Source organism: Erythrobacter sp. S57(2025), assembly GCF_057365055.1.
This window is the reverse complement of record NZ_CP200299.1, coordinates 2,941,378-2,965,134: the sequence shown is the minus strand read 5'-3', so window position 1 is coordinate 2,965,134 and position 23,757 is coordinate 2,941,378. Positions and strand designations below refer to the sequence as shown.

General features: G+C 56.7%; 22 protein-coding genes and 1 tRNA gene. 14 read left to right on the top strand and 9 right to left on the bottom strand.

Annotated elements, in window-relative coordinates; translation table 11 throughout:
- Window positions 1-8: 8 nt before the first annotated feature.
- Both AC0V6N_RS14210 and AC0V6N_RS14205 read right to left on the bottom strand, forming a co-directional pair.
- On the bottom strand, window positions 9-752 hold the full coding sequence (locus tag AC0V6N_RS14210) for a PH domain-containing protein (protein ID WP_486172190.1): 744 nt from the start codon (window positions 750-752) through the stop codon (window positions 9-11).
- A gap of 73 nt (window positions 753-825) precedes the next feature.
- Window positions 826-900, bottom strand: a tRNA-Thr gene (locus AC0V6N_RS14205).
- Between the two features lie 89 nt (window positions 901-989).
- On the opposite strand from AC0V6N_RS14205, the gene AC0V6N_RS14200 reads away from it, so the two are divergent.
- The 9 genes from AC0V6N_RS14200 to AC0V6N_RS14160 are packed head-to-tail and all read left to right on the top strand — an operon-like array spanning window position 990 to window position 8,754.
- A complete protein-coding gene (locus AC0V6N_RS14200; protein WP_486172189.1) occupies window positions 990-1,139 on the top strand; it encodes a hypothetical protein in 150 nt (49 codons plus the stop codon).
- Window positions 1,140-1,192: 53 nt separating this feature from the next.
- Window positions 1,193-1,879, top strand: coding sequence for a 2,3-diphosphoglycerate-dependent phosphoglycerate mutase (gpmA, locus tag AC0V6N_RS14195; protein WP_486172188.1), 687 nt, complete (start codon window positions 1,193-1,195; stop codon window positions 1,877-1,879).
- Between the two features lie 13 nt (window positions 1,880-1,892).
- A complete protein-coding gene (gene purE, locus AC0V6N_RS14190) occupies window positions 1,893-2,384 on the top strand; it encodes a 5-(carboxyamino)imidazole ribonucleotide mutase (protein WP_486172187.1) in 492 nt (163 codons plus the stop codon).
- The gene (locus tag AC0V6N_RS14185; RefSeq protein ID WP_486172186.1) at window positions 2,381-3,463 is read left to right on the top strand and encodes a 5-(carboxyamino)imidazole ribonucleotide synthase; all 1,083 of its coding nucleotides are present in this window, start codon (window positions 2,381-2,383) and stop codon (window positions 3,461-3,463) included. Before purE ends, AC0V6N_RS14185 begins: the two co-directional genes overlap by 4 nt.
- Window positions 3,464-3,471: 8 nt before the next feature.
- Window positions 3,472-3,987, top strand: coding sequence for a dihydrofolate reductase (locus AC0V6N_RS14180; RefSeq protein ID WP_486172185.1), 516 nt, complete (start codon window positions 3,472-3,474; stop codon window positions 3,985-3,987).
- Entirely contained in the window at window positions 3,987-4,925 is a 939-nt protein-coding gene (locus AC0V6N_RS14175) for a bifunctional riboflavin kinase/FAD synthetase (protein ID WP_486172184.1), read from the top strand. The genes AC0V6N_RS14180 and AC0V6N_RS14175 overlap by 1 nt, the downstream gene beginning before the upstream one ends.
- Window positions 4,918-7,815 carry an isoleucine--tRNA ligase gene (gene ileS / locus AC0V6N_RS14170; RefSeq protein WP_486172183.1) on the top strand — a complete coding sequence of 966 codons (2,898 nt, stop codon included), beginning with the start codon at window positions 4,918-4,920 and terminating at the stop codon, window positions 7,813-7,815. Before AC0V6N_RS14175 ends, ileS begins: the two co-directional genes overlap by 8 nt.
- Window positions 7,815-8,351, top strand: coding sequence for a signal peptidase II (gene lspA / locus AC0V6N_RS14165; RefSeq protein ID WP_486172182.1), 537 nt, complete (start codon window positions 7,815-7,817; stop codon window positions 8,349-8,351). Before ileS ends, lspA begins: the two co-directional genes overlap by 1 nt.
- A complete protein-coding gene (locus AC0V6N_RS14160; RefSeq protein ID WP_486172181.1) occupies window positions 8,344-8,754 on the top strand; it encodes a DUF3035 domain-containing protein in 411 nt (136 codons plus the stop codon). Before lspA ends, AC0V6N_RS14160 begins: the two co-directional genes overlap by 8 nt.
- On the opposite strand, the gene AC0V6N_RS14155 is transcribed toward AC0V6N_RS14160, so the two are convergent.
- Window positions 8,751-10,070 carry a hemolysin family protein gene (locus AC0V6N_RS14155; protein ID WP_486172180.1) on the bottom strand — a complete coding sequence of 440 codons (1,320 nt, stop codon included), beginning with the start codon at window positions 10,068-10,070 and terminating at the stop codon, window positions 8,751-8,753. The genes AC0V6N_RS14160 and AC0V6N_RS14155 overlap by 4 nt on opposite strands.
- Window positions 10,071-10,263: 193 nt before the next feature.
- Here AC0V6N_RS14155 and AC0V6N_RS14150 point away from each other — a divergent pair, with 193 nt between their 5' ends.
- Window positions 10,264-10,959, top strand: a complete 696-nt coding sequence (locus tag AC0V6N_RS14150; RefSeq protein ID WP_486172179.1) for a YiaD family glycine zipper/OmpA-like lipoprotein — start codon at window positions 10,264-10,266, stop codon at window positions 10,957-10,959.
- Between the two features lie 50 nt (window positions 10,960-11,009).
- Here the strand turns inward: AC0V6N_RS14150 and AC0V6N_RS14145 are convergent, their stop codons facing one another.
- Window positions 11,010-11,786, bottom strand: coding sequence for a 3'(2'),5'-bisphosphate nucleotidase CysQ (locus tag AC0V6N_RS14145; protein ID WP_486172178.1), 777 nt, complete (start codon window positions 11,784-11,786; stop codon window positions 11,010-11,012).
- Window positions 11,787-11,935: 149 nt separating this feature from the next.
- On the opposite strand from AC0V6N_RS14145, the gene sucC reads away from it, so the two are divergent.
- Window positions 11,936-13,150: an ADP-forming succinate--CoA ligase subunit beta gene (gene sucC / locus AC0V6N_RS14140; RefSeq protein ID WP_486172177.1), complete on the top strand. Its 1,215-nt coding sequence runs from the start codon at window positions 11,936-11,938 to the stop codon at window positions 13,148-13,150.
- 7 nt (window positions 13,151-13,157) lie between these two features.
- Here the strand turns inward: sucC and AC0V6N_RS14135 are convergent, their stop codons facing one another.
- A complete protein-coding gene (locus AC0V6N_RS14135; RefSeq protein ID WP_486172176.1) occupies window positions 13,158-14,063 on the bottom strand; it encodes a DUF6265 family protein in 906 nt (301 codons plus the stop codon).
- A 196-nt stretch (window positions 14,064-14,259) separates the two neighbouring features.
- Here AC0V6N_RS14135 and AC0V6N_RS14130 point away from each other — a divergent pair, with 196 nt between their 5' ends.
- The 3 genes from AC0V6N_RS14130 (at window position 14,260) to AC0V6N_RS14120 (ending at window position 16,920) form a co-directional block, all read left to right on the top strand.
- Complete coding sequence (locus tag AC0V6N_RS14130) at window positions 14,260-15,006, top strand: electron transfer flavoprotein subunit beta/FixA family protein (protein ID WP_486172175.1); 747 nt, start codon at window positions 14,260-14,262, stop codon at window positions 15,004-15,006.
- A 31-nt stretch (window positions 15,007-15,037) separates the two neighbouring features.
- The gene (locus AC0V6N_RS14125) at window positions 15,038-15,970 is read left to right on the top strand and encodes an electron transfer flavoprotein subunit alpha/FixB family protein (protein WP_486172174.1); all 933 of its coding nucleotides are present in this window, start codon (window positions 15,038-15,040) and stop codon (window positions 15,968-15,970) included.
- Window positions 15,971-16,080: 110 nt separating this feature from the next.
- Complete coding sequence (locus AC0V6N_RS14120; protein ID WP_486172173.1) at window positions 16,081-16,920, top strand: TonB family protein; 840 nt, start codon at window positions 16,081-16,083, stop codon at window positions 16,918-16,920.
- A 17-nt stretch (window positions 16,921-16,937) separates the two neighbouring features.
- On the opposite strand, the gene AC0V6N_RS14115 is transcribed toward AC0V6N_RS14120, so the two are convergent.
- From AC0V6N_RS14115 to AC0V6N_RS14100, 4 genes are all read right to left on the bottom strand, one after another.
- Window positions 16,938-18,164 (bottom strand): DUF445 domain-containing protein, encoded by a 1,227-nt coding sequence (locus AC0V6N_RS14115; RefSeq protein WP_486172506.1) that lies wholly within the window; start codon window positions 18,162-18,164, stop codon window positions 16,938-16,940.
- A gap of 130 nt (window positions 18,165-18,294) precedes the next feature.
- A complete protein-coding gene (locus AC0V6N_RS14110; protein ID WP_486172172.1) occupies window positions 18,295-21,801 on the bottom strand; it encodes an efflux RND transporter permease subunit in 3,507 nt (1,168 codons plus the stop codon).
- A 95-nt stretch (window positions 21,802-21,896) separates the two neighbouring features.
- Complete coding sequence (locus AC0V6N_RS14105) at window positions 21,897-23,135, bottom strand: efflux RND transporter periplasmic adaptor subunit (RefSeq protein WP_486172171.1); 1,239 nt, start codon at window positions 23,133-23,135, stop codon at window positions 21,897-21,899.
- Window positions 23,136-23,398: 263 nt separating this feature from the next.
- Window positions 23,399-23,665, bottom strand: a complete 267-nt coding sequence (locus AC0V6N_RS14100) for a GlsB/YeaQ/YmgE family stress response membrane protein (RefSeq protein WP_486172170.1) — start codon at window positions 23,663-23,665, stop codon at window positions 23,399-23,401.
- Between the last annotated feature and the right edge of the window lie 92 nt (window positions 23,666-23,757).

The following is a 23,757-nucleotide window of genomic DNA, read 5'->3' as shown; positions in this document are numbered from 1 at the left end:
TTCGACGCTCACATGCTTTCCCGCTTGATATGCTCGCGAATTGCCTCACGCATTTCCACGGCAAGTTCATGCCCCAACCCTGGCAAACGAACAGAGGCGTTGTGGCTACCCGCTGTATGTAGCGTCATGGTGGCGATGCTAAGGGCGCGTTCAATCGGGCCTTGATCAACGTCGATATGCTGCACCCGGCCAAACGGAACGATCGTATCGGAATGCCACATGATCCCGCGCACAACGCGCAGGCGGTCATGGCTGATTTGATACCCTCGCGCATTGAACCGAGCCGTTGGCACGCGAATGATCAGAAACAGCGCGAAGAGCACGCCGATGCCGGTCAAAATGCCCATGGGCGTGCCCAACTGGTCATTAAGAGCTGCGTCAATCACGATGGCACCCGCAGCGATGATCAATCCTAGGATCACCGCGCCGATCCGCATCAATAGCTTGTAATTGGGATGCAGCTTGGTGAGATCTCCCTCATCATCAATGTCGGAGAAGATGTCGCTCTTCACGGGGCTGCTGTCACCCTGCGCATACGAAGCCTTTTTTGGATAGGGCGCAGACGATGTGTCGAGCTGAGTAGCCGTTATCGGCTGCGAGCCTGCGGGATTCTGGCGCCTCTCATCACCCTCCCACGGCGATCCACCACCTTTATGGCCGAACAATTGCCTTGCGCGGTTCCCTTGGGGTTTGTCGCGCGCGTCTTGTGCATCACCAGCCTTGGGCGGTGTGCCTGATCCCTCTGTGCTCATCTCATATAGATGCGGCGCATACGCGACGTGCGCAAGAGCGAATGCGCGCCAATTTCTATGGATGAAAGGGGAATGGTGCCACGAGAGAGAATTGAACTCTCGGCCTCACCCTTACCAAGGGTGCGCTCTACCACTGAGCTACCGCGGCTTATCCGAAGACGCGCGCCTATCACTTCGAAGGCGCATAATGTCAAGCCATGCTTGAAGAGGCAGGCGGTTATCGGCAAGACGTTTCGTATGAGTGAACACAATGACAAGAATATGTCGCGCGAGGAGCGTTTGGCAGCCAAATTGCGCGAGAACCTTCGCCGCCGCAAATCGCAAGGGCGCGAAATGAAGTCCGAATCGCTGGAAGAAGGGGTTCCCAAGGATACTGGGGGCAGCTAACGGAAGTTGGCTGTTATTCGGTGTGGTCTAGCCACCCGCTCCTTGGAGGGAAAATGCCCAAGCTCATCCTTGTTCGTCACGGCCAAAGCCAGTGGAACCTAGAAAATCGCTTCACCGGTTGGTGGGATGTTGATCTTACCGAAAAAGGCGTGGCCGAAGCCAAAGAGGCGGGCACTTTGATGCTGGAAAAGGGCGTTCTGCCCACAACCTGTTTCACAAGTTTCCAAACGCGTGCGATCAAAACACTAAATCTCGCACTAGAAGAGATGAACCGTTTGTGGCTGCCCGTGACCAAAGACTGGCGCCTGAATGAACGGCATTATGGTGGGCTGACCGGCCTCAACAAACAAGAAACGCGCGACAAGCACGGTGATGAGCAGGTGCATATCTGGCGCCGCAGTTTTGATACGCCGCCGCCTGTGATGGAGGCTGGCAGCCAGTATGATCCGGGCGCAGACCCGCGCTATGAAGGAATTGATGTCCCCTACACCGAAAGCCTGAAGCTCACGATTGAGCGGGTGCTGCCCTATTGGGAGAGCGACATTTTGCCGGTGCTTACCAGCGGAGAGACCGTCATCATCTCAGCCCACGGCAATTCCTTGCGCGCCTTGGTCAAGCACCTGTCAAACATCTCCGATGAGGACATCACAGGCCTTGAGATTCCCACGGGCCAGCCGATCATCTATGACTTTGACGAAAATATGGTGCCGGGTGAACGGTACTATCTGAAAGACAGCTGAGGGGCGGCTTTCTATGGCCAAAAGAGACGCAAGCAGAGTTGCAATTGTGATGGGGAGCCAGTCCGACTGGCCGACCATGCGGCTGGCTGCTGACATCTTGAGCGAGTTGGATATCGAGCACGAAGCCCGGATCGTCTCTGCGCATCGCACGCCGGACAGGATGAGCGCGTTTGCCAAAGGGGCAGAGGGCGAAGGCTTTGACGTGGTTATCGCAGGCGCAGGCGGCGCGGCGCATCTGCCCGGCATGATCGCCGCCATGACGCATTTGCCCGTATTAGGCGTACCGGTTCAATCAAAGGCGCTTTCGGGCTGGGACAGCCTTCTCTCTATAGTGCAAATGCCCGCCGGCATTCCGGTCGGAACGCTGGCAATCGGAGAGGCTGGCGCGAAAAACGCTGCTTTAATGGCTGCGGCGATCCTCGCTTTGAGCGACGAGGAGCTTTCGATCCGATTGCAAGATTGGCGCGCTGAACGCAGTGCGGCCGTGGGCGAGGTTCCTGAATGAGCGAGATGACGCCTCTACCCCCCGGCTCAACAATTGGCATTTTGGGCGGAGGACAATTGGGCCGGATGCTGGCAATGGCGGCCAATCAGTTGGGCTATCGCTGCATTGGTTATGCGCCTGCAGGCGATAATGTTGCCGCCGACGTTTGCTCAGATTTTTTTGAGAATGGCTGGGGCGACACCTCCGCCCTCGCCTCGTTCGCTTCGCAATGTGACGTTGTGACTTGGGAGTTTGAAAACGTCCCGCTCAGCGTGGTCGATGCCATGCCGCGCGACCGGCTATTGCCTGGACGTCGCGCTTTGGAGGTCGCGCAGGATCGCCTCAATGAAAAGCGCTTCGTCGAGGAATTGGGCGCGCGCTGTGCACCCTACACCCGCGTTGAAAGCGATGATGATTTCCAACGCGCGCTCGAAAGGATCGGCAATCCCGGCATCCTAAAGACCGCGCGCGATGGCTATGATGGCAAGGGCCAATGGCGCATCACTTCCGATTACGAAGCCAAAGGGGTTCGTTTTCCAGGCCGCACTTGCATTTACGAAGGCATGGTCGACTTTCAGGCGGAATTCTCGGTCATCCTTGTACGCAGCGCTCTTGGGCAAGTGCGGTTTTGGGATTCCTCTGCCAACACCCATCGCGGCGGAATGCTGGTGACGTCAGTTTTGCCAGCGGGCTCTGCGGTTGAGGCGCAGGTCGATGAGGCGCGCACTATCGCTGAAAAAACTGCCAATGCGCTTGGCTATGTTGGAATTTTGACCCTCGAATTCTTTGCAACTGCCCAAGGACCAATTTTCAACGAGATGGCCCCGCGGGTTCACAATTCTGGCCATTGGACTATCGAAGGGGCTGCCACCAGCCAATTTGAAAACCACATTCGCGCCATTTGCGGCCTGCCTTTGGGCGGCACTGAAACTCGCTTTAGCCAGATCGAAATGCGCAATATTGTGGGCAAAGACGCGCTGGAAGCTCACGCAATGCTCAACGAAGAAGGTGAGCCACATCTGCACCTATACGGCAAGCATCAAGCGCTCGAAGGTCGCAAAATGGGCCACGTAACTCGCGTGTCGAATAAGGCCAAGTGAGCGCTGGCGTGAACAACCCTCTATTCCTGATCTATGCCCGCGCTGCCAATGGTACGATCGGCAATAAGGGCCAGCTTCCATGGCGGCTGCCAGCGGACCTCAAACGGTTCAAGGCGCTAACTATGGCCAAACCGATGATCATGGGGCGCAAGACCTTTGAAAGCCTACCGGGGCTTTTGCCGGACCGCCGTCACATCGTGCTCACTCGGCGCGAACAGTGGGACAGCGAAGGGGCCGAAGTCGTCAGTTCCGTTGACGAGGCAATCGCCACTGCGCAACAGGGCAATCAAGAGAACGAAATCGCCGTGGTTGGCGGCGCTGCGATTTACGATGTGTTCCGGCCCTTGGCCCAGCGCATTGAAGTGACCGAGATCCATGCAAACTATGCAGGCGACACTTTCATGAAGCCGCTTGGGTCAGAATGGGAAGTGGCCATGCGAGAAGATCACGCAAGCGAAGGCGACTACCCCGCCTATTCCTTTGTCACCTATCACCGCGCCAACGCAGAAGAGGCCGACGCCTAATGCGCTGGCTCGATCACCGCGAGGCCATTGCTGACCCATTGCGCGGCGCGATCATTGCGCTGGGAAACTTCGATGGCTTTCACCAAGGGCATCAGGCAGTCGCAGGCGAAGCGATCAACTGGGCGCATGAAGAAGGACGCCCTTCTATCATCGCGACGTTCGACCCACATCCCGTACGCTTTTTCAAACCCGATGCGCCTCCCTTTCGCTTAACGACACTTGAGCAGCGGCAGGAATTGTATCTCGCGGCGGGCGCGACCGCGATGCTGGTCTTCCATTTCGACGGAGAGCTCGCAGGCACCAGCGCCGAAGACTTCATCACCCAAATCCTGATCGAACGTTTCGGCGCGCATGGCGTGGTGACAGGCGGCGACTTTACCTTTGGCAAAGGCGCGAAGGGCAATGTCGATCTGCTAAAGGGGTTCGGCGGCGAACACAGCCTGCAATCGCGGGTGGTCGAGGCAGTCACGCAAGAAGGCATCATCTCCTCCAGCCGCGTGCGCGAAGCTTTGCGCGATGGCGATCCACAATTGGCCGCTGAATTGCTCACACGCCCTTTCGCGATCCGGGGCATTGTCGAACACGGCGATAAGAACGGGCGCAAGCTAGGCTATCCCACCGCCAACCTGCATGTCGAAAACTATCTGCGGCCCAAATACGGGGTTTATGCGGTGACCGGCAAAATTCTCAGCTCCGGCCAAGTGCTCAAAGGCGCGGCCAATATGGGCATCCGCCCGCAGTTCGAACCGCCCAAGGAACTGCTCGAACCGCATTTCTTCGACTATTCTGGTGATCTGTACGGACAGGAAATTGAGGTGGCGTTTCACCATTTCTTACGCGGTGAGGCCAAGTTCGATAGCCTTGATGATTTGATCATCCAGATGGAGAAGGATTGCGCAGAGGCCCGGCGCCTACTAAGCGCGGCTCCCGATGACTGAAGAGACAAAACGCGACCTTAAGGACACCGTCTTCCTGCCGAAGACTGCCTTCCCCATGAAAGCCGGCCTTCCAACGAAGGAACCGGGCATTGAGGCACGCTGGCGCGAAATTGATCTGTACACCAAGCTGCGTGAAGCGCGTTTGGGTCGTGAGAAGTTCATCCTCCACGATGGCCCTCCCTATGCGAATGGCGATATGCATATCGGCCATGCGCTCAACCATATCCTCAAAGACATGGTGTGCCGCACACAGAACCTGATGGGCAAAGACGCGCCCTATGTGCCCGGCTGGGATTGCCACGGTCTTCCGATTGAGTGGAAAGTCGAAGAGCAATATCGCAAGAAAAAGAAGAATAAGGACGAAGTCCCGGCACGCGAATTCCGCGCCGAATGCCGCGCTTACGCGCAAAAATGGGTCGACACTCAGCGCGAGCAGCTCAAGCGCCTTGGCATTATGGGCGATTGGGACAATCCCTACCTCACCATGGATTTTCAGGCTGAGGCGACGATTGTCGCTGAGCTGATGAAGTTCGCCGAAGCGGGCAATTTATATCGCGGCTCAAAGCCGGTGATGTGGTCCCCGGTCGAAAAGACCGCGCTGGCCGAAGCTGAGGTCGAATATGAAGACCTGACCGACAGCCCGCAAATCGATGTAGCGTTTGAGATTTCGGAAGCTCCGAATTGCCCAGCAATCACGAGGTCTCGAACTGACGGCCAGGAAGTTAGAGCAATCATCTGGACGACAACCCCTTGGACCATCCCTGTTAATCAGGCTTTGGCTTATGGGTCCGAGATCGAATACGCCCTTGTTCAAGAAGAAGAGCGTATAGACTCCGAAGAGGGCACTTGGGTCGAAACCGGCCGCTATGTTGTAGGGAGCGATTTGGTGGATGCCCTCAATGGCCGAATGAAGGAAAACGAAGACCAAAATCTGCTTAGATTCAAGGTCCGTGAAACATTCTTAGGCAGCGAGCTAAAAGGCGCCAAAGCGGTCCACCCCATGTGGAAGCTCGGCGGGTTCTACGCAACACCGCGCCCGTTCCTCGAAGGCGATTTTGTCACCACCGACAGCGGCACCGGCCTCGTCCATATGTCGCCCGATCACGGCGAGGATGATTTCGACCTGTGCAAGGCGAACGGCATCAATCCGGTCTTCGCGGTGATGGACGATGGCCGATATCGCGATGACTGGGCTTGGCTCGGTGCGGATGACAAAGACGCAGACGGCAAAGAGCGCCGCCGGTCGGTCATCAACAAACCCTTCAATGCGCCGGACGGACCAATCTGTTCGGACCTGCGCGAAGCGGGCGCTTTGCTCTCGGCCAGCGCAGACTACGCGCACTCCTACCCGCATTCTTGGCGCTCCAAAGCCAAAGTCGTCTATCGCTGCACGCCGCAATGGTTTGTGCCGATGGATAAAGACTTGGACGGCGGCGGTACTTTGCGCAGCCGCGCTATGTCCGAGATTGAGCGGGTCGAATTTGTGCCTGAGAAGGGTCAAAACCGCATCGGCTCCATGGTCGAAGGGCGGCCCGATTGGGTGCTTTCCCGCCAGCGCGCATGGGGTGTGCCGATCACGCTGTTCCTGAAAAGCGGCACCAGCGAGTATCTCCAAGACCCTGCCGTCAACGCCCGCGTGGTCGCCGCGATCAGCGAAGAAGGCGTGGATGCATGGGAAGAGGCGCGCAAAGCCGAATTCCTTGGCCCTGATTACAACCCCGACGATTACGACATGGTCACGGACATCCTCGATGTCTGGTTCGATTCGGGCTGCACGCATTCCTTCGTATTGGAATCGGGCCGATGGCCGGACCTGCAATGGCCTGCTGACCTATATCTCGAGGGGTCTGACCAACATCGCGGGTGGTTCCAATCCTCGCTGCTCCAAAGCTGCGCCACACGTGGCCGCGCACCCTATGACGCGGTTCTCACCCACGGCTTCACCATGGATGCCAAGGGTAAGAAGATGTCGAAATCTCTCGGCAATACAGTCAGCCCGCTCAAAATTATGGAGCAGACGGGCGCAGATATTATCCGCCTGTGGGCGCTGAGTGTAGACTTCACCGAAGATCACCGGATCGGCGACGAAATCCTCCAAGGCGTGGGCGATCAATATCGCCGTCTGCGCAACACATTCCGCTATCTGCTGGGCGCGCTGGATGGTTTTATCGGCGATATGTCCGATGCGGGCGAAATCCCTGAGTTGGAGCTGTATGTCCTGTCGCTTCTGAGCGAGCTTGATGGGAAGCTGAAGCAGGCAGCGCTTGAATACGATTTCAACACTTACACCCGCCTATTGGTCGATTTCTGCAACGAAGATCTCAGTGCGTTCTTCTTCGATATTCGCAAGGACGTACTCTATTGCGACGGTCCTGACAGCGTCACTCGCAACGCCTATCGCATAGTGCTCGATCTGCTGTTCCACGCGCTGGTCCGCTATGCCGCGCCAGTGTTGGTCTTCACGACTGAGGAAGTGTGGAAGTCGCGCTATCCCGAAGACGACGAACAAGGCGGCAGCGTCCACCTGCTTGAATGGCCGAGCGTTCCGGCAGTGCCTGCTGACAAGGCGAAGTGGGACGCTCTGCGCGCGCTTCGCGAACGTGTGACCGAAGCGATTGAGCCATTGCGCCGTGACAAAGTCATCCGGTCTAGCAACGAGGCGGTCGTCAGCGTCCCTGCCTCAGCCGTTCCCGAAGGCGTCAGCGATGCACAATTGGCCGAGCTGTTCATCACCGGGACAGTGACGCGCGTTGATGGGGATGAAGTGATTGTTACCAAATCCACCGACCACAAATGCGGCCGCTGCTGGCGCTTGCTTCCCGACGTGTCCGAAGACGGCGCACTGTGCGGGCGGTGCGATGATGCCGTTGCGCGGTTGGACGCTGCCTAATGGGTAAGCTCTTCACCACGCCGCGCCTAATCGGCCTTGGCTTTGCGATCTTTCTTTTCGCAATCGACCAATGGGTGAAGTCCTATGTCGTCGGCCCACTGGCATTGCGCGAAGTGCGCAATATCGAGATCCTGTCTTTCTTCGATCTGACCTATGTCGAAAATCGCGGCATTTCGCTCGGCATGTTCGAGGCGACAAGCATGGAGATGCGTTGGGCACTGGTGGGTGTGACGGCTCTGATCGGGCTGGTCGTGCTGATCTGGATGATGCGCGAGAAGCTCTTGGGCGATATCCTTGGCCTTGCGATGATCCTTGGCGGCGCGCTCGGCAATATTCGTGATCGGTTCAATCTTGGCTATGTGATCGACTATGCAGATTTGCATATTGGCGATTTCAGGCCCTTCCTTGTGTTCAATATCGCCGATGCGGCTATCACCATCGGTGTTGTTATCATCCTTGCGCGCAGCCTTTTCATGAGCGACAAGGGACCAGAATCTGACGGCGAGACCGTCAATGCGGAGAATTCTAATGCGTAACCTCAAAACCGCCATCCTGCTCACATCAGGCTGTGCCGTGCTTGCTGCATGCGGCGGCAATGGCGTCTTCAACCGTGATCGCCCTGATGAGTTTGCTGTGCAGCGTCAGGCACCGCTTGTGGTTCCACCTGATTTTACTCTCACCCCACCAGCCCCGGGCGCGCCGCGTCCAGCAGAGGGCACTGCATCTGAGCAAGCTCTCGAAGCATTGTTCGGTGGTCCTGCACCGCGCAGTTCGGTTGAAACCAGCGCGCTCGACCGCGCTGGCAGCGCTGCCCCCGGCATCCGCAGCCAGGTTGGTGATCCTGCCACAAACACTGTGGCCAAAGGCAGCGTAACGCGCGACATTATCGCCGCACCCGAAGGTGACGGTCAATCAGCGCAAACGCTCATTCCGGGCTAATCCTGACCCTCAGAAGCACTTGCTTCAAGCTTGGTGATAAGGATCTTGTCGATCCGGCGATTGTCCATCTCGACAATTTTGAAAAGCCAGCCCTGATCTTCAAAGCTCTCGCCTTCTAGCGGGAGCTTTTTCATGACTGACAGGGCGTATCCGGCCGCCGTGCCAAATTCGCGATCCTCCGAATAGGAGAGGCTCAAACGGTCTGCAAGACCATCGGCTGACAAGGCACCGGCGACCAAAAGTGAACCATCGCTGCATTCGATGATCTGCGGCGTATCGCCTTCATCCTGGTCGCTCACAAAGTTGCCGGCAATTGCGGTGAGTAGATCAACCGGGGTCACAACACCTTCAAAGTGTCCATATTCATCATGCACGACCGCCATTGCGATATCGGCGGATTGAAGAACGCGTAGTGCGTCCATGGCATCTAGTTGATCGGGCACGACTTCAGCCTTGCGCATCATGTCACGGATCACAATGGGGTCGCCAGCGACCAACGCCGCGAGCACTTCGCGCACTTTAACAATGCCAAGGATGGCGTCAGGGGACCCTTCGGCAACCGGCAATAGAGAATGCGGGCTCTCGTCAATCCGCGCCTTGATCTGCGCTTCGTCTGCATCAATGTCGATCCAGTCGAGCTCAGTGCGCGGCGTCATCATATCACGCACCGGACGCTCAGCCAGCCGGACGACGCCGGTCAGAATTTGGTGCTGATCAGCCTCGATCACGCCGGAGCGCGTCGCATCTGCAAAGATCATTTGCAGCTCTTCTGCCGTGACCGATGATTGTCCCTTGGACCGAATGCCGAACAAACGGATCAAAGTTGCCGAAGACCGGTCCAATAGCCAAACAAGCGGCGCCGCGATCTGTGCCAGTGTCGCCATCGGGCGAGCCATGACCAGCGATATTGGGACAGCCGCGCGCAACGCAAGCTGTTTAGGCACCAGTTCACCGATGACCACGCTGAAATAGGTTGTGAGCGCTATCACGATAGTGAAAGCGACATCGCCGGAAATTTCAGCCGGCACGCCAATCGCAGCAAGCCTCTCACCCACAGGCGTTTCTAAGCTCGCGCCTGAAAACGCACCGGTAATGATGGCAATCAATGTTATGCCAATCTGAACTGTAGAGAGAAACTTGCCAGGTTCCGCTGCCAGCTGGATCGCCGTTCGAGCGGCCGCAGAGCCCTCCTCAGCTTTGGCTTTCAGCGAAGCAGTCTTAGCCGAAACAATCGCAAGCTCAGACATGGCAAAAACGCCATTGAGCACGATAAGCCCAGCTATGATGAGCAAGTCTGACCAGGGAAAGGGTGTCACAACACTTTCGCTAGCACAAATGACGCAGTATTCCAGTCACCTCATCGTTATTGTGCAATCACTCGCCTTCGCGTTACACATGCTTACGGATCGTTCATGAACGACAAACGTTTGAAGTTGGAAGCAAACGGTCCTTGCCATGACATTCGTTTTGAGCGCGTGGCCAAACGGGATTCCCAAGGAGGATTGGAATATGAAAACATCTCGCATTCTTTTGTCGAGCACAGCTGCGCTTGCGATGCTGGGCACCAGCGCCTGTGTGACAGACCCGAACACCGGTGAGCAAAAAATCTCGCGCACAGCAATCGGCGCAGGGCTTGGCGGAACATTGGGTTACCTCCTTGGGGGAGTTGTTGGCGGCGATACGGCTCGCATCATCGGTGCGGGCATCGGCGGTTCAGCTGGCGCAGTGGTCGGCAAGCAATTCGACGATCAAATCCGCGAACTGGATGAAGAACTTGAAGGTTCAGGCGTCGATGTCGAAGAAATCGGTGATCAGGACGCAATCCTCGTGCGCTTGCCCGATGGCGTAACCTTTGCGCGCGGTTCGGCCAACATCAATCCTGGCTTTTCCGATTCGCTCAATGCGGTGGCAGACAGCTTGATTCAATATCCAAACAGCCTGATCGATGTGTATGGCTTTACAGACACGACCGGCTCTGATGCGCTCAACCAGCGCCTTTCAGAGCAACGTGCGTCCGCAGTGCTCGATTACCTTGCGGCACGTGGTGTTGCTCGCAGCCGGATGGAGGCTCGCGGCTTTGGTGAAAGCTACGATTATCTGCGAGTAAAGACGGCTGATGGAGTGGACGAGCCGCTCAACCGCCGGGTTGAGATCAAGATTATCCCGATTAGCGAGGACGACGTGAACGCGGCTCGCGCGCAGTAAGGTCGACGCATTGTGGTTTTTGGGAGGGCGGGGCTTAGGCGCCGCCCTTTCTATTTGAGCGCTTCAGCCCGGTCCGCCAGCCTTGCAACTGCTTCTGCGTGAATCGCCGATGCGCACACCAAGACGCCGAAATCACGCGGATCGTGCTTGTTGTAGGCAAGCGGATTGCCGAAAGCGTCTGACACTTGCGCCCCTGCTTCGCGCGCGATCAAGGTTGCAGCAGCGACATCCCATTCAAATCCCCACCGCAGAGTCGCAACCAAGTCTGCTCGGTCATCTGCAACCATCGCGATCCTGAGCGCGATCGAATTAGGCTTCTCGACAATGGTGAGATCCGAATCGGCAGAGGGCAATTGATCGACAGGTACACGCGCACCGGAAAAGGTTGTGCGAGTGCTGGCGGTTAGCGGCGCGCCATTCAATGTCGCGCCTTGTCCTGCCACCGAAAACCACTCCTCCTCGCGGGCCGGAGCAGCAAGCATCCCGATCAACGGCTTGCCCGAGCTGATAAGGGCCACTGACACCGCCCAACCTTTACGGCCCCGCACAAAGTCGCGCGTGCCATCGATTGGGTCGACCAACCAAATCAGGTCGCTTTTCGTACGCACTTTGTCGTCCGCGGTCTCTTCCGAAAGCCATGATGCAGCTGGCAGCAATCGCCCCAATTCACGCCGCAAGAACACGTCAACTGCCAAGTCGGCTTCGCTCACCGGATTGCCGGGCGTTTTGTCCCAGCTTTTCAACGCATGCCCTTCGCCAGGCCAACGCGCATGCGCAATCCGGCCCGCTTCGCGCACAATCTCTTTAAACAGACCCTGATCTATCATTTTTGAGCATTCCTGCGGTCGATGCGAGCGTTTGTTCGAAGATTGTCTGGTGAAGGGTGCCTACGGACTTTTCAAGTGCCGCCATACGTGCTTAGGCGCTTTGCGAACAACCTCTCCCCGGGACACAACATGTAAGGGATCAAACAGTCATGAACGTCCATGAATACCAGGCCAAGGAACTGCTTAAAGAACACGGCATCGCAGTGCCTAATGGCCACGCGGCCTTGACAGTTGAAGAAGCCGTCGCTGGCGCGAAGCAGCTGCCTGGACCGCTCTATGTGGTGAAAGCTCAAATTCACGCTGGTGGCCGCGGTAAAGGCAAGTTCAAGGAATTGCCCGAAGATGCCAAGGGCGGCGTGCGCCTCGCATTCTCACTCGACGAAGTGGAAAGCCACGCACGTGAGATGCTCGGCAACACTTTGGTGACGATCCAGACCGGCGCAGAAGGCAAGCAAGTCAATCGCCTCTACGTCACAGACGGCGTTGATATCGAGAGCGAATATTACCTCGCAATGCTGGTAGATCGCGCAAGTGGACGTGTGGCCATGGTTGCCTCCACCGAAGGCGGCATGGACATTGAAGACGTTGCCCATGAAACGCCTGAGAAGATCACCACGATCACGATCGACCCAGCACAAGGCTTCATGCCGCATCACGCGCGCTCCGTTGCGTTTGCGCTGGGCCTGTCGGGTGACCTCAACAAGCAGTGCCAGAAATTGGCTAAGCAACTCTACGGCGCCTTCGTCGCGAGCGATTGCGACATGCTTGAGATTAACCCGCTGGTCGAGACCAAGCCTGATGCCGATGGCAATGCCGCGCTCCTCGTGCTCGACACCAAGATGAGCTTCGATTCCAACGCGCTTTATCGCCACCCCGCAATTGAAAAGATGCGCGATGAGACTGAGGAAGACCCAGCCGAGGTTGAAGCGAGCGAATACGACCTCGCTTACATCAAGCTGGACGGCAATATTGGCTGCATGGTCAATGGCGCAGGCCTTGCCATGGCGACAATGGACATCATCAAGCTAAACGGCGCGTTCCCAGCCAACTTCCTCGACGTGGGCGGCGGCGCGACCACTGAAAAAGTGACAGCGGCGTTCAAGATCATCCTCAAAGACCCCGCAGTTGAAGGCATTCTCGTCAATATCTTCGGCGGCATTATGAAATGCGACATCATCGCAAATGGCGTTGTTCAAGCCGCGAAAGACGTGAACCTTCAGGTTCCGCTGGTCGTGCGCCTTGAGGGCACCAATGTCGAAGCGGGCAAAGAAATCCTTGCCAACTCAGGCCTCGCTATTGTTCCAGCAGACGACCTTGGCGATGCGGCGAAAAAAATCGTCGCTGAGGTGAAAAAGGCAGCGTAAGCTTACCCTACCGCGTTGGTCCTGGCTCTGGCAGGATCGGCGCGGTGTGGTCTTGATGGATGAGCCAATTGCGCCAAATGTCGTGGGTGCGTCGATCGACTAATCTGATGGAGCATCGCAATGTCATGGCGTTGCGAATGGTTCCGTCTTTCCAAAGTTCATAGACTGCATTGCACTCGTTTTCCCGGTACTCGTCCATCGCCGCTTGACCATCCCGCATCATATTGGCCAAATCAGATTGGTTGTCGGACGAACCCATTGCTGCCTCTAAATATCGGCCTTCGCGTTCTACAGCTCGACCCAGAACATCTCCCAGGCATGCGTTGATTTCGTAAGTCGTACCATCGCAGCCATATGATTGATCATCGTTCACGCCTGCCTTGCGAAAGCGAAAGAGCAACTCATCACCTGATTGCATTCGCACAGCCGCGACAAGCCCTTCGCCCGGCCTGTCACGGTTGGCACATCTGAGCGTGAGCGCATTGAAATAAGCAGCGCAGTCTTCAATCGCGACAAGGCGGAAGGTGAGCATGCCGTCCTTTTCCTCCCAACCAGTAAGGTCCGCGTTGAAGTGCTTAAGACGCAGGACGAGTGTGTCGTCTTCCTCCGTCAAGTAGAGATGCTCGGTGAACATAATCTCACCTTCGGCGGTTTGCTGGACGAAGGTGCCGACCATCGTAGGCCCTGTCGGCGGCAACCAGCTTTCCATTGCTGGAGCCCCGCCTATTCCGGTCCCCGCCCACTGACCAACCAGCCAGTTCATCTGTTCCAAGGTCGCTGCAGGAGAATCGAATCCCTCTTCTCCCAGCATTGTTTCACTCTCCGGCTCCTGCGCCCAAGCTGCCGTAGCCCCTGCTCCCAACAGGGCAATCGAACACGAAATCGCCCCAAATGCTCGTCTGATTGCAAACATTGCACCTCTCCTGTCCAATCCGTCTACCCGAGTGCAACTCCGATGACCAATGCATCAAAGCAGAGGGTTGACGTAACTAAGACGGATCGCGAGACCGACATTCGACAAAAGTAATAGAAGCACTCGCCTCCAACTTGACGTTTACGTAAACGCAAGCTAGGGCGGGAACAAATTTGTTCGACAGGAAGGAATCCCCATGAAAATCCTCGTCCCCGTCAAACGGGTGATCGACTACAACGTGAAACCGCGGGTAAAAGCGGATGGTTCAGGCGTCGATCTTGCAAACGTCAAAATGAGTATGAACCCCTTTGATGAAATCGCTGTTGAAGAGGCGATCCGCATCAAGGAAGCCGGCAAAGCGGAAGAAATCATTGCGGTTTCGGTCGGCCCTGCGAAAGCTCAGGAAACGCTTCGCACAGCGCTCGCTATGGGTGCTGATCGTGCGATTTTGGTTGAAACAGATGAGGAAGTCGAACCGCTTGCCGTGGCGAAAATTCTCAAGGCAATCGCTGACGAAGAGCAGCCGGGTCTTGTGCTGCTTGGCAAGCAGTCCATCAGCGACGATTCGAACCAAACCGGTCAAATGCTCGCTGCTCTCATGGGCCGTCCGCAGGGCACATTCGCCAACACGGTCGAAGTCGACGGTGACAGCGTTGCAGTGAAGCGTGAGATTGATGGTGGTCTTGAGACCGTAAAGCTGACACTTCCCGCGATCGTCACCACTGACCTTCGTTTGAATGAGCCACGCTATGCTTCACTGCCCAATATCATGAAGGCCAAGAAAAAGCCGCTCGACACGAAAGCGCCCGCCGATTTCGGTGTCGATATCGCACCGCGCCTTACCACCACCAATGTCAGCGAACCGCCGGTTCGTCAGGCCGGTGAAAAGGTCGAAGACGTCGCCGCGCTCGTCGCCAAGATCAAGGAGCTGGGGATCGCTTAAGCGGCCCAGCTAAAGAGAAGGACACAAACACATGAACACTCTGGTTCTGGTTGAACACGACAATAACAGCGTAAACGATGCGACCCTCGCCGTGGTCACCGCAGCAGGCAAGCTGGGTGAAGTGACTGCGCTGGTTGCAGGCCACAATTGCGGCGGCGCGGCAGATGCCGCAGCGAAAATTGCAGGCGTTTCAAAAGTACTGAAAGCCGATGATGCAGCCTACGGTGACTTCCTCGCTGAAAACGTTGCGCCATTGGTCGCTGGCTTGATGGAAGGCTATGACGCATTCCTTGCTCCTGCCACCACGTCAGGCAAGAACATCGCACCGCGCGTTGCAGCCCACTTGGATGTGATGCAGATCTCGGACATTCTTTCGGTCGAAGGACCTAAGACCTTCACCCGCCCGATCTATGCTGGCAACGCGATTGCAACCGTTGAAAGCTCGGATGCTAAGCTCGTTATCACCGTTCGCGGCACCGCTTTCGCGAAAGCAGAAAGTGAAGGCGGTTCAGCCAGCGTTGAGGACGCCAGCGGACCAGGCGACTCAGGCCTCTCCAGCTTTGTCAGCCGTGAAGTTGCCGATGGCGGCGATCGCCCAGAGCTCGCAAGCGCCAAGGTCATTGTTTCCGGCGGCCGTGCGCTGAAAGACAGCGAAACCTTCGAACAGGTTATCAACCCGCTGGCAGATAAGCTGGGTGCAGCGATCGGTGCATCGCGCGCGGCGGTTGATGCAGGTTATGTGCCCAACGATTATCAGGTCGGTCAAACCGGCAAGATCGTAGCCCCAGAAGTCTATATCGCCATCGGCATTTCCGGCGCGATCCAGCATTTGGCGGGCATGAAAGACTCCAAAGTGATCATCGCGATCAACAAAGATGAAGACGCGCCGATCTTCCAAGTTGCAGATATCGGCCTTGTTGCTGACCTTTACAATGCAGTGCCGGAACTGACCGGAGCGCTGTAAACCTTCAGGTTTTTGTAAGGTTGCCAAAGACCTCCGCCGGGTTATCAAGCTGGGCGGAGGTCTTTTTTATGCGTCGGATTTGTGTCCTGCTTGGAACATACACTCTCATTGTGGCTGCTATTTCCGCACCCGAACCCGTGGGAGCTGATGATGGATTGACCCTCGCACCCACCACCGAATGGCGCTTTCGAGAGTATGGAGACCGTTGCCGCGCTAGCCGCGTCTTTGGAGAAGGCGAGGACCGCACCACTTTATGGATTGAACAGGGCGGGAAAAAGAGCAGGTATAACCTCACGCTGATCGGGCGACCTCTCCGTCACCCCTATGGCCGAGGTGTGCACATTCAATTTGGGCAACAAGAAGAGATTGTGCGAAGTTATATTTCTGCCACTTCGAGCAGAGACCGACCGGTCATGCGAATGTATGGCGTCACGATTACACAGCCAGAGCTTGAGCGCGACGAGGAGGTCGCCGCACCAGAAATCGCCATCGACCGAGAAATCGCGTCTCAGATCAGCACTTTGCATTTGCGCACCGCACTGGTTGAACCGCTGACACTTGAGCTAGAATCGCTTGCCGACGCTTATTCGTACCTCAATCTGTGTGGCGCCAAATTATCGGTGTTTTTGTCTGAAGCCGGGCGACCTCTATCAGGCGAAGCCACACCGCCCATACCAATTGGTGACGGCAATTGGCTAAGCGACTCCGACTACCCCGCTTACCTTGCTCGTGCGCAAATGGAGGGATACCTCACAGTTCGCCTTACGGTGAACCAATCGGGCAAGGCGAGCTCTTGCTTCGTTGTCGAATCGAACAAGCCACAAGTGTTTGACGATGCTGTGTGCTTTGCCCTCTTAAAGCGCGCGGAATTCGAACCTGCCCGCAATATCGAAGGTGAGGCAGTGGCCTCATACTATTTTCAGCGCGTCACTTTTCAGATGCGGCGATAGTTAAGCAATCTGCGCGTCTACATAAAGCTCACGACGAAATGCAGCGTCATACCCACTAGCCCGCCAACTAGCGTGCCATTGATGCGGATGAACTGAAGGTCGCGGCCAACGGCGTTTTCAATGCGGCCAGTTATAGTGGTCGCATCCCAGCGCTTGACTGTTTCTGACACCAGCTTGACGATACCAGCACCGTAGCGGGTCGCAATGCCAACGGCAGTGCGCCGGGCAAACCGATTGATCTGGGTTTGCAAGCGCTCATCCTGCTTCAACGCCCCGCCAAGATCAGACAGGCTTTTGCGCATGTCACTGCCAAGCTCAGTATCAGCCTCTCGTGCACGGCGAATCATGGATCGGCGAATTCGCTCCCACACGCCCATCCACCACTCCGCCACGGCCGGATTTTCCAGCAAATCGCGCTTCATTTCTTCGACGCGTTCACGGGTTTCGGGGTCGTGTTGGAGGTCTTGGCTAAGTTTTTGCAGGCCCTCTTCGACCTTACTGCGCAGAGGATGGTCGGGATCGACCAGAACTTCGGCAAGCAATTTATAGAGGCCATCCAGCACATTGCTGGATATCGTCTTGTCGATGCCAGCCCAGCGCAGAACGCCGCGCACTCGCTCGTGGATGATTGTGCGAACGGTCTCTTCATTGTCCTCTAGCGTCAGACCTGCCCAGCGGATGAACCCATCGATCAAAGGCAAGTGACGCCGGTCGGTCATCGCGCTTTCCAACATACGACCAACGAGCGGCGACACATCGATCTTGGCCAGCTGCGAACCGAGGCCGGACTGTACTTGATTGCCGAGCCGGTCGGGGTCGAGCGATTCGAGGACTTCGGCAAGCATCTCCGCTGCTCCGCTGGTGATGCGCGAACGCGCATCTTCGTTGCCAGTCTTGTCAGGGCTTGCGACGAGGAAGTCTCCAACCGCGCCCGCAATGTTCATGCTCGACATGCGCCGCGCCACGACGGCCGGTGTCAGGAAGTTTTCGCGCAGAAACTGCGCCATCGTATCGGCGATCCGATCCTTGTTCATTGGGATGATCGCGGTGTGCGGAATTGGCAGGCCGAGCGGATGGCGGAACAGGGCTGTGACTGCAAACCAATCGGCAAGTCCGCCGACCATTGCTGCTTCAGCAAAGGCGTTCACATAGCCCCAGGCCGGATGGCCGCCCTCCGCCAAAGCATGCGTCGAAAAGAACACGACGGCCATCACTGCGAGCATGCCCGTTGCGGTCCAGCGCATACGCCGCGCACGGTCTGCGGTCAGCGGCTCACCGCCATATTTGAGAGCTGAAGGCTGCGTGTGCTCCATAACCATGCCTTCCTGCCCGATCTGGCGCTTTGCGTCACGCCTTTGGGACAGAGAAGTCACGCTATTCCGCAGGCTCAGCGCCCGGTGGCAAACGGGTCGCAGGGGAAGCCGCGGGCTTAACCGCCGGACCGCCTATGCCGGGATACGGAGGCACAGGGTCCGGCTCGGGCTCTGGTGGGATGGGATTGCCATCATCGCCCGGCTTGTATGTCAGCATACGCTCTCGCAGCCATGGGCCTAGGCGTCGTTCAATACCATCTGCGAGGCTGAAGCCTGCCGGGACGATCAGCAAGGTGAGCAGCGTTGAGGCAATCAGGCCGCCGATCACCATGGTGCCCATAGGTGCGCGCCATGCGCCATCGCCTGATCCCAAAACACCCGAAAGCGCGGTGGGAACCATCCCTGCAGTCATCGCCACAGTCGTCATGACAATTGGCTGCGCCCGTTTGTGACCGGCCTCCATGATTGCTTCGAATTTGCGAGTACCTTCGGCCATTTCCTCGATCGCAAAGTCAATCAAGAGGATCGAGTTCTTGGACACGATACCAAGCAGAAGGAGTACCCCAATATAGACAGGCATGGATTGCGGCTGGCCAACAATCCAGACGAGGAAGATGCCGCCCAATGGCGCCAGCAACAGCGATGTCATATTAACGAGCGGGCTCATCAAACGCTTATAGAGCAGCACGAGCACCGCAAAGACGAGGAAGAAGCCGGCAAGGATCGCAATAAACAGACTTTCCATAAGCTCAGCCTGCCATTCAGCCTCACCCACCACGGCGCGAGTTACGCCTTGTGGGAGGTCCTGCAAGATCGGCAGCTGGTCAATCTCAGCATTGGCCTCACCACTGACAACACCTTGTGCAAGGTCGGCACCGATTAGTACGCGACGATTTTGATTGTAGCGCTGGATGGCCGTTGGGCCGGAGCCAAAGGTGATGTCGGCAACACGCGCCAGCGGGACCGTCGAACCAAATCGTGTGGGGACAGGCAAGTTCTCAATCGTGCTCATATCCTCGCGCGATTGCGCTGGCAGTTTTACCCGGATTGGGATCTGGCGATCCGACAGCGAGAAGCGCGCAGCATTTTGCTCAATTTCACCAAGGGTCGCGATCCGGATCGTTTGACTGAGTGCAGCGGTGGTTACACCCAGCTCAGCCGCAACGGCGGGGCGCGGCGTGATAATCAGCTCAGGCCGATTGAGGTCAGCGCTGATACGCGGCGCGACAAGCGTATCAAGCCCGCGCATCTGTTCAACCACGCTGGTCGCCGTTTGCTCTAGCAATGCAGGATCTGAGCCTGCGAGCATGATAGTGATATCGCGCCCGCTGCCAAAGCCGCCGCTTTGCGACGCAAACCGGACGCGCGCATCAGGCCATTGTGCGAGTTGCGGAGCCAAGTCGCGCTCAAATTCAATCGAAGTTTTTTCGCGATCTGAATCAAGGGTGATGTAGATCGTGCCCGCCCCTTCGCGAATGCGTTCGAGCGCACGTTCGACCTCAGGTTGCTCATAGAGTAGCGCCGCAACGCCAGCCGATACTTCTTCGGTCGCCTCCAGGGTCGTGCCCGGCACCATCTCAATCTCGATCTGGCTGTTGTCGCTGTCGACCAAGGGTTGGAACTGTGCAGGCGTGATCGCGAAAAGCACAACGGTCAAAACCAGTGCCAAAACGCCGAGGCCAAGCATCCAAACACGGTGGTCAAACATTCGCGCCCAAAGCCGCTTCATCATGAATTTAGACCAAGCAAGGAAGCCGGTGGTGGCATCTGAAAACAGGCCGATCAAGCCACCGATAGAAGCCGTAATCAATAGGCCGATATAGAAGGCCGCGGGGACACCCAGAAGCAATGCCATGAAGCCCAGCAAGATCATGATCATATTGCCATCTGCAGACATCAGCATGCCCGTGATGATCTGGAACGTCATGCCAGCGGCAGCAATAAAGGAAAGTGCGTAATACCATGGCCGTGACGCTACTTCATCGTAGCTCGCTCGCATTGCCTTGGCTTTGCCGTTTTCCATCGTCCAACCAAGGATGCTCATATAGCGGTCCATGATCGGGCCTTCGCCGTGAGCAGCGTGACCCTCTGCACGCAAGAAGTATGCAGCCAGCATAGGCGTGATCATCCGCGCGACCGCGAGGCTCATGAGCACGGCGATAACCACAGTGATGCCGAAGTTTTTGAAGAACTGGCCAGAAATTCCGGGCATCAGGCCCACAGGCAGGAAGACGGCAACGATGCAGAAACTGGTCGCGACCACCGGCAGGCCAATTTCATCTGCGGCATCAATACTTGCCTGATAGGCGGTTTTGCCCATGCGCATGTGTCTGACGATATTCTCAATCTCCACAATAGCATCATCGACCAACACGCCAGCCACCAGCGCGAGTGCCAACAACGACAATTGATTGAGGTTGAAGCCCAGCAGATCCATGAACCAGAAGGTCGGGATCGCTGAGAGGGGGATCGCGACCGAAGAAATCAGCGTCGCGCGCCAATCGCGAAGGAAGAAAAACACCACGATCACCGCCAACACGGCGCCTTCGATCATGGCGGCCATCGAGGAAGTATATTGCTCTTCGGTGTACTTTACCGTGTTGAACAGCGGGATGAAGCGGACACCGGGGTTTTCGGCCTCGATCTCCTCAATCTGCGAGAGCGCCTCTTCAAAAACGGCGAGGTCCGACGCGCCTTTTGCACGGCTCATGAAGAAGTTGACGACTTCTTTGTCTTCAACCTTGCTGATTGATGTCCGCTCCGAAAAGCCATCACGGACAGTGGCCACATCGGTGAGGCGAATTGTCCGGCCATCACCCAACTGAATCTGACGCTGGGCAAGTTCAAAAGCCGTATCGGAATTGCCCAATACGCGGACAGACTGGCGTGTACCGCCAATCTCTGCGACGCCGCCTGCGGCATCGATGTTTGACTGCCGTAGCACGGAGTTAATCTGGCTAGCTGTCACACCGATGGCCTGCATGCGCGGCAGATCGAGAATCACTTCTATCTCACGATCAACACCCGCAAAGCGGCCCACTTCAGCCATTCCTTGAATGCCGAGCAGGCGCTTGGCCACCGAATCGTCAATGAACCAGCTAAGCTGCTCGATCGTCATGTCGTCGGCTTCGACGGCATAAATGCCCAGGAAACCGCCAGAAATCTCTTCCTTAGAAATCCGTGGCTCAAGGATTCCGTCGGGGAGGCTGCCGCGAATACTATCGATCGCGTTCTTGACCTCAGCGGTCGCATCATTGGGATCAATGCCAATCTCAAACTCGATAAAGGTGTTTGAGAAGCCTTCACTGGCGGTTGAGTTGATAGAGTTCACGCCATTGATCGAACGTACAGCGCTTTCGACCCGCTGCGTAATTTGGTTCTCGATCTCAGTTGGGGCTGCACCCGGCTGCGAGATACCGACGCTGACAGCTGGAAATTCCACATCGGGATTGTTGACCACATCCATGCGGCCAAAGCTGAGCAAGCCAGCAAGCGTAAGCGCAGTGAAAATCACCAAAGGGATGACGGGGTTGCGGATCGACCAAGCTGAAATGTTGCGGAAATTCATGAGCGTTCTTGCCTGCCTTGGTCCTGTACGTCGCCGATTGCGCCTGATGCGCGGCCATTATGGCCAGATACGTGTTTCGCGGTCACGAGGATGGGTTAGCCCTCCTCGCCTTCATCTGATCCCTCATTCGCCTGAGGCATCGGTTCACCTTCACGGCGAGGTTTCACGGTTTCACCCGGATTGAGGAAGCCACCAGCACGCAAAACCACCAATTCTGTTCCTGAAAGTCCGCCGGTGATCGCGATGCCATCGGATGTAACCATGCCAGTATCCACCGACGTGCGCGTGGCTTGATTCTCATCATTCACGACATAGACAAAGCTGCCCTCAGAATCGGCTAATACCGCGCTTTCCGGCAACACGGTCGCCTCCAAAGTGCCGCTATTGATTGTTGCGGTCGCAAATCCACCTGGGCGCAGTTCTGGGGCGAAAGAAAGCGCAATGCGCGCTGTTCCCTGGCGGGTTTGCGCATCAATCGTTGGCGCCAATTGCCAAATCTGCCCTTCGAAGCTTTTAGCCGAACCAGTCGGAGTGACCGTCGCGGTTACCCCTTGCGATAACCCGGCAAGTTGCGATTCGCTAAGCTGAGCAAGCAGCTCCATCTCACCGCCGCGAGCCACGACAAACAGCGAAGGCGTGCCAGCACTAACGGTCTGCCCCGGTTCAATATTGCGCTCAAGAACATAACCGGACGCGGGCGCGACGATATTGAGCCGCGCATTACGCGCACGAAGTTCGGCCAATTGCGCCTCTGCTACGCGCACACGCGCAACTGCGGCATCGCGTGTGGAAGTCAAACGGTCGACATCTGCTTTGCTGACAAATCCACGCTCCACCAATTGCAATGAACGGTCGAGATTGGCCTGTGCCAATTGCGCGTCGGCCCGCGCGACCTCAATCTGTGCAGCTTGCGCTGCAGCTTGCTGGGTTTGAACCGAGCGATCAATGACTGCGAGCACTTGCCCTTGCTGAACCCAATCACCTGCATCCACCCGCACGGATAGAACCTGGCCGCCTTCACCCACTACGCCCACCGGCATCGGACGACGCGCGGCAAGTGTACCAGGAGCGGTCATCTCACCTGTAATAAGCGTTTTGCCTGGCGCGATAACCGTAACCACCGGAGCCTGTGCATCTTCATCAGCGGCAGGTGCTGGATCGCCGCCCGCAAAAGCATAGTATGCAGCAATAGCGCCGATCAGCCCCAACAGAGCAATAAGCCCCCATATCAATCCCTTGGGAACCGAACGTGTGGCCAACGGATCATACTTGCTGCCAACATCAGCAGGGATATCGTCCTGCGTTTCTGCCGTGATTGTCGTTTCGTAGTTCATCGCAGTTCTCTTATCCCGGGCGGTTATAGTAAGGGGCCGCCCATCGGCCTGAGGGGTGAGCTTTGTGCAGTGTATTATAGATATAAGTCACCGTCCGCAAGTTCATTAATCTGCGATGACTCATGCGGCAATCCGCGCTTCGACTGATGTCATTAGTGTCTAGACGAATGGCGAAAGCTGCTGTTCCGCTCTGACGACACAAAAACGGCGCGGCCCCCAACAGAGGAGCCGCGCCGCCGATGCAATTCTAGATTGCGAAAGCGTTAGCGAACGCGCCCGCGCTGGATCAAATTCACCACGCCAAGCAACACAACCGCGCCCACAATGGCGACAACCAACCCGATAATCGAAAATTCCTGCACGCTGCCGCTGATGCCGAGTAGCGGTCCGACGATCATATTTCCTACGATTGAGCCGACACAGCCAACAACAATGTTCCAAAAAATGCCCATAGAAGCATCACGGTTCATAACCTTGCTTGCCAACCAGCCAGCAACGCCGCCAACGATCAATGCGATGATCCAACCCATGTTATATTCTCCCTTTTCACAGCCAGGCAGCCCTCTGTTAAGTGGGGCATGCGCTGTTGTCGAAGAGGGCTTTAGCGGTTTTTTGAGCCAAA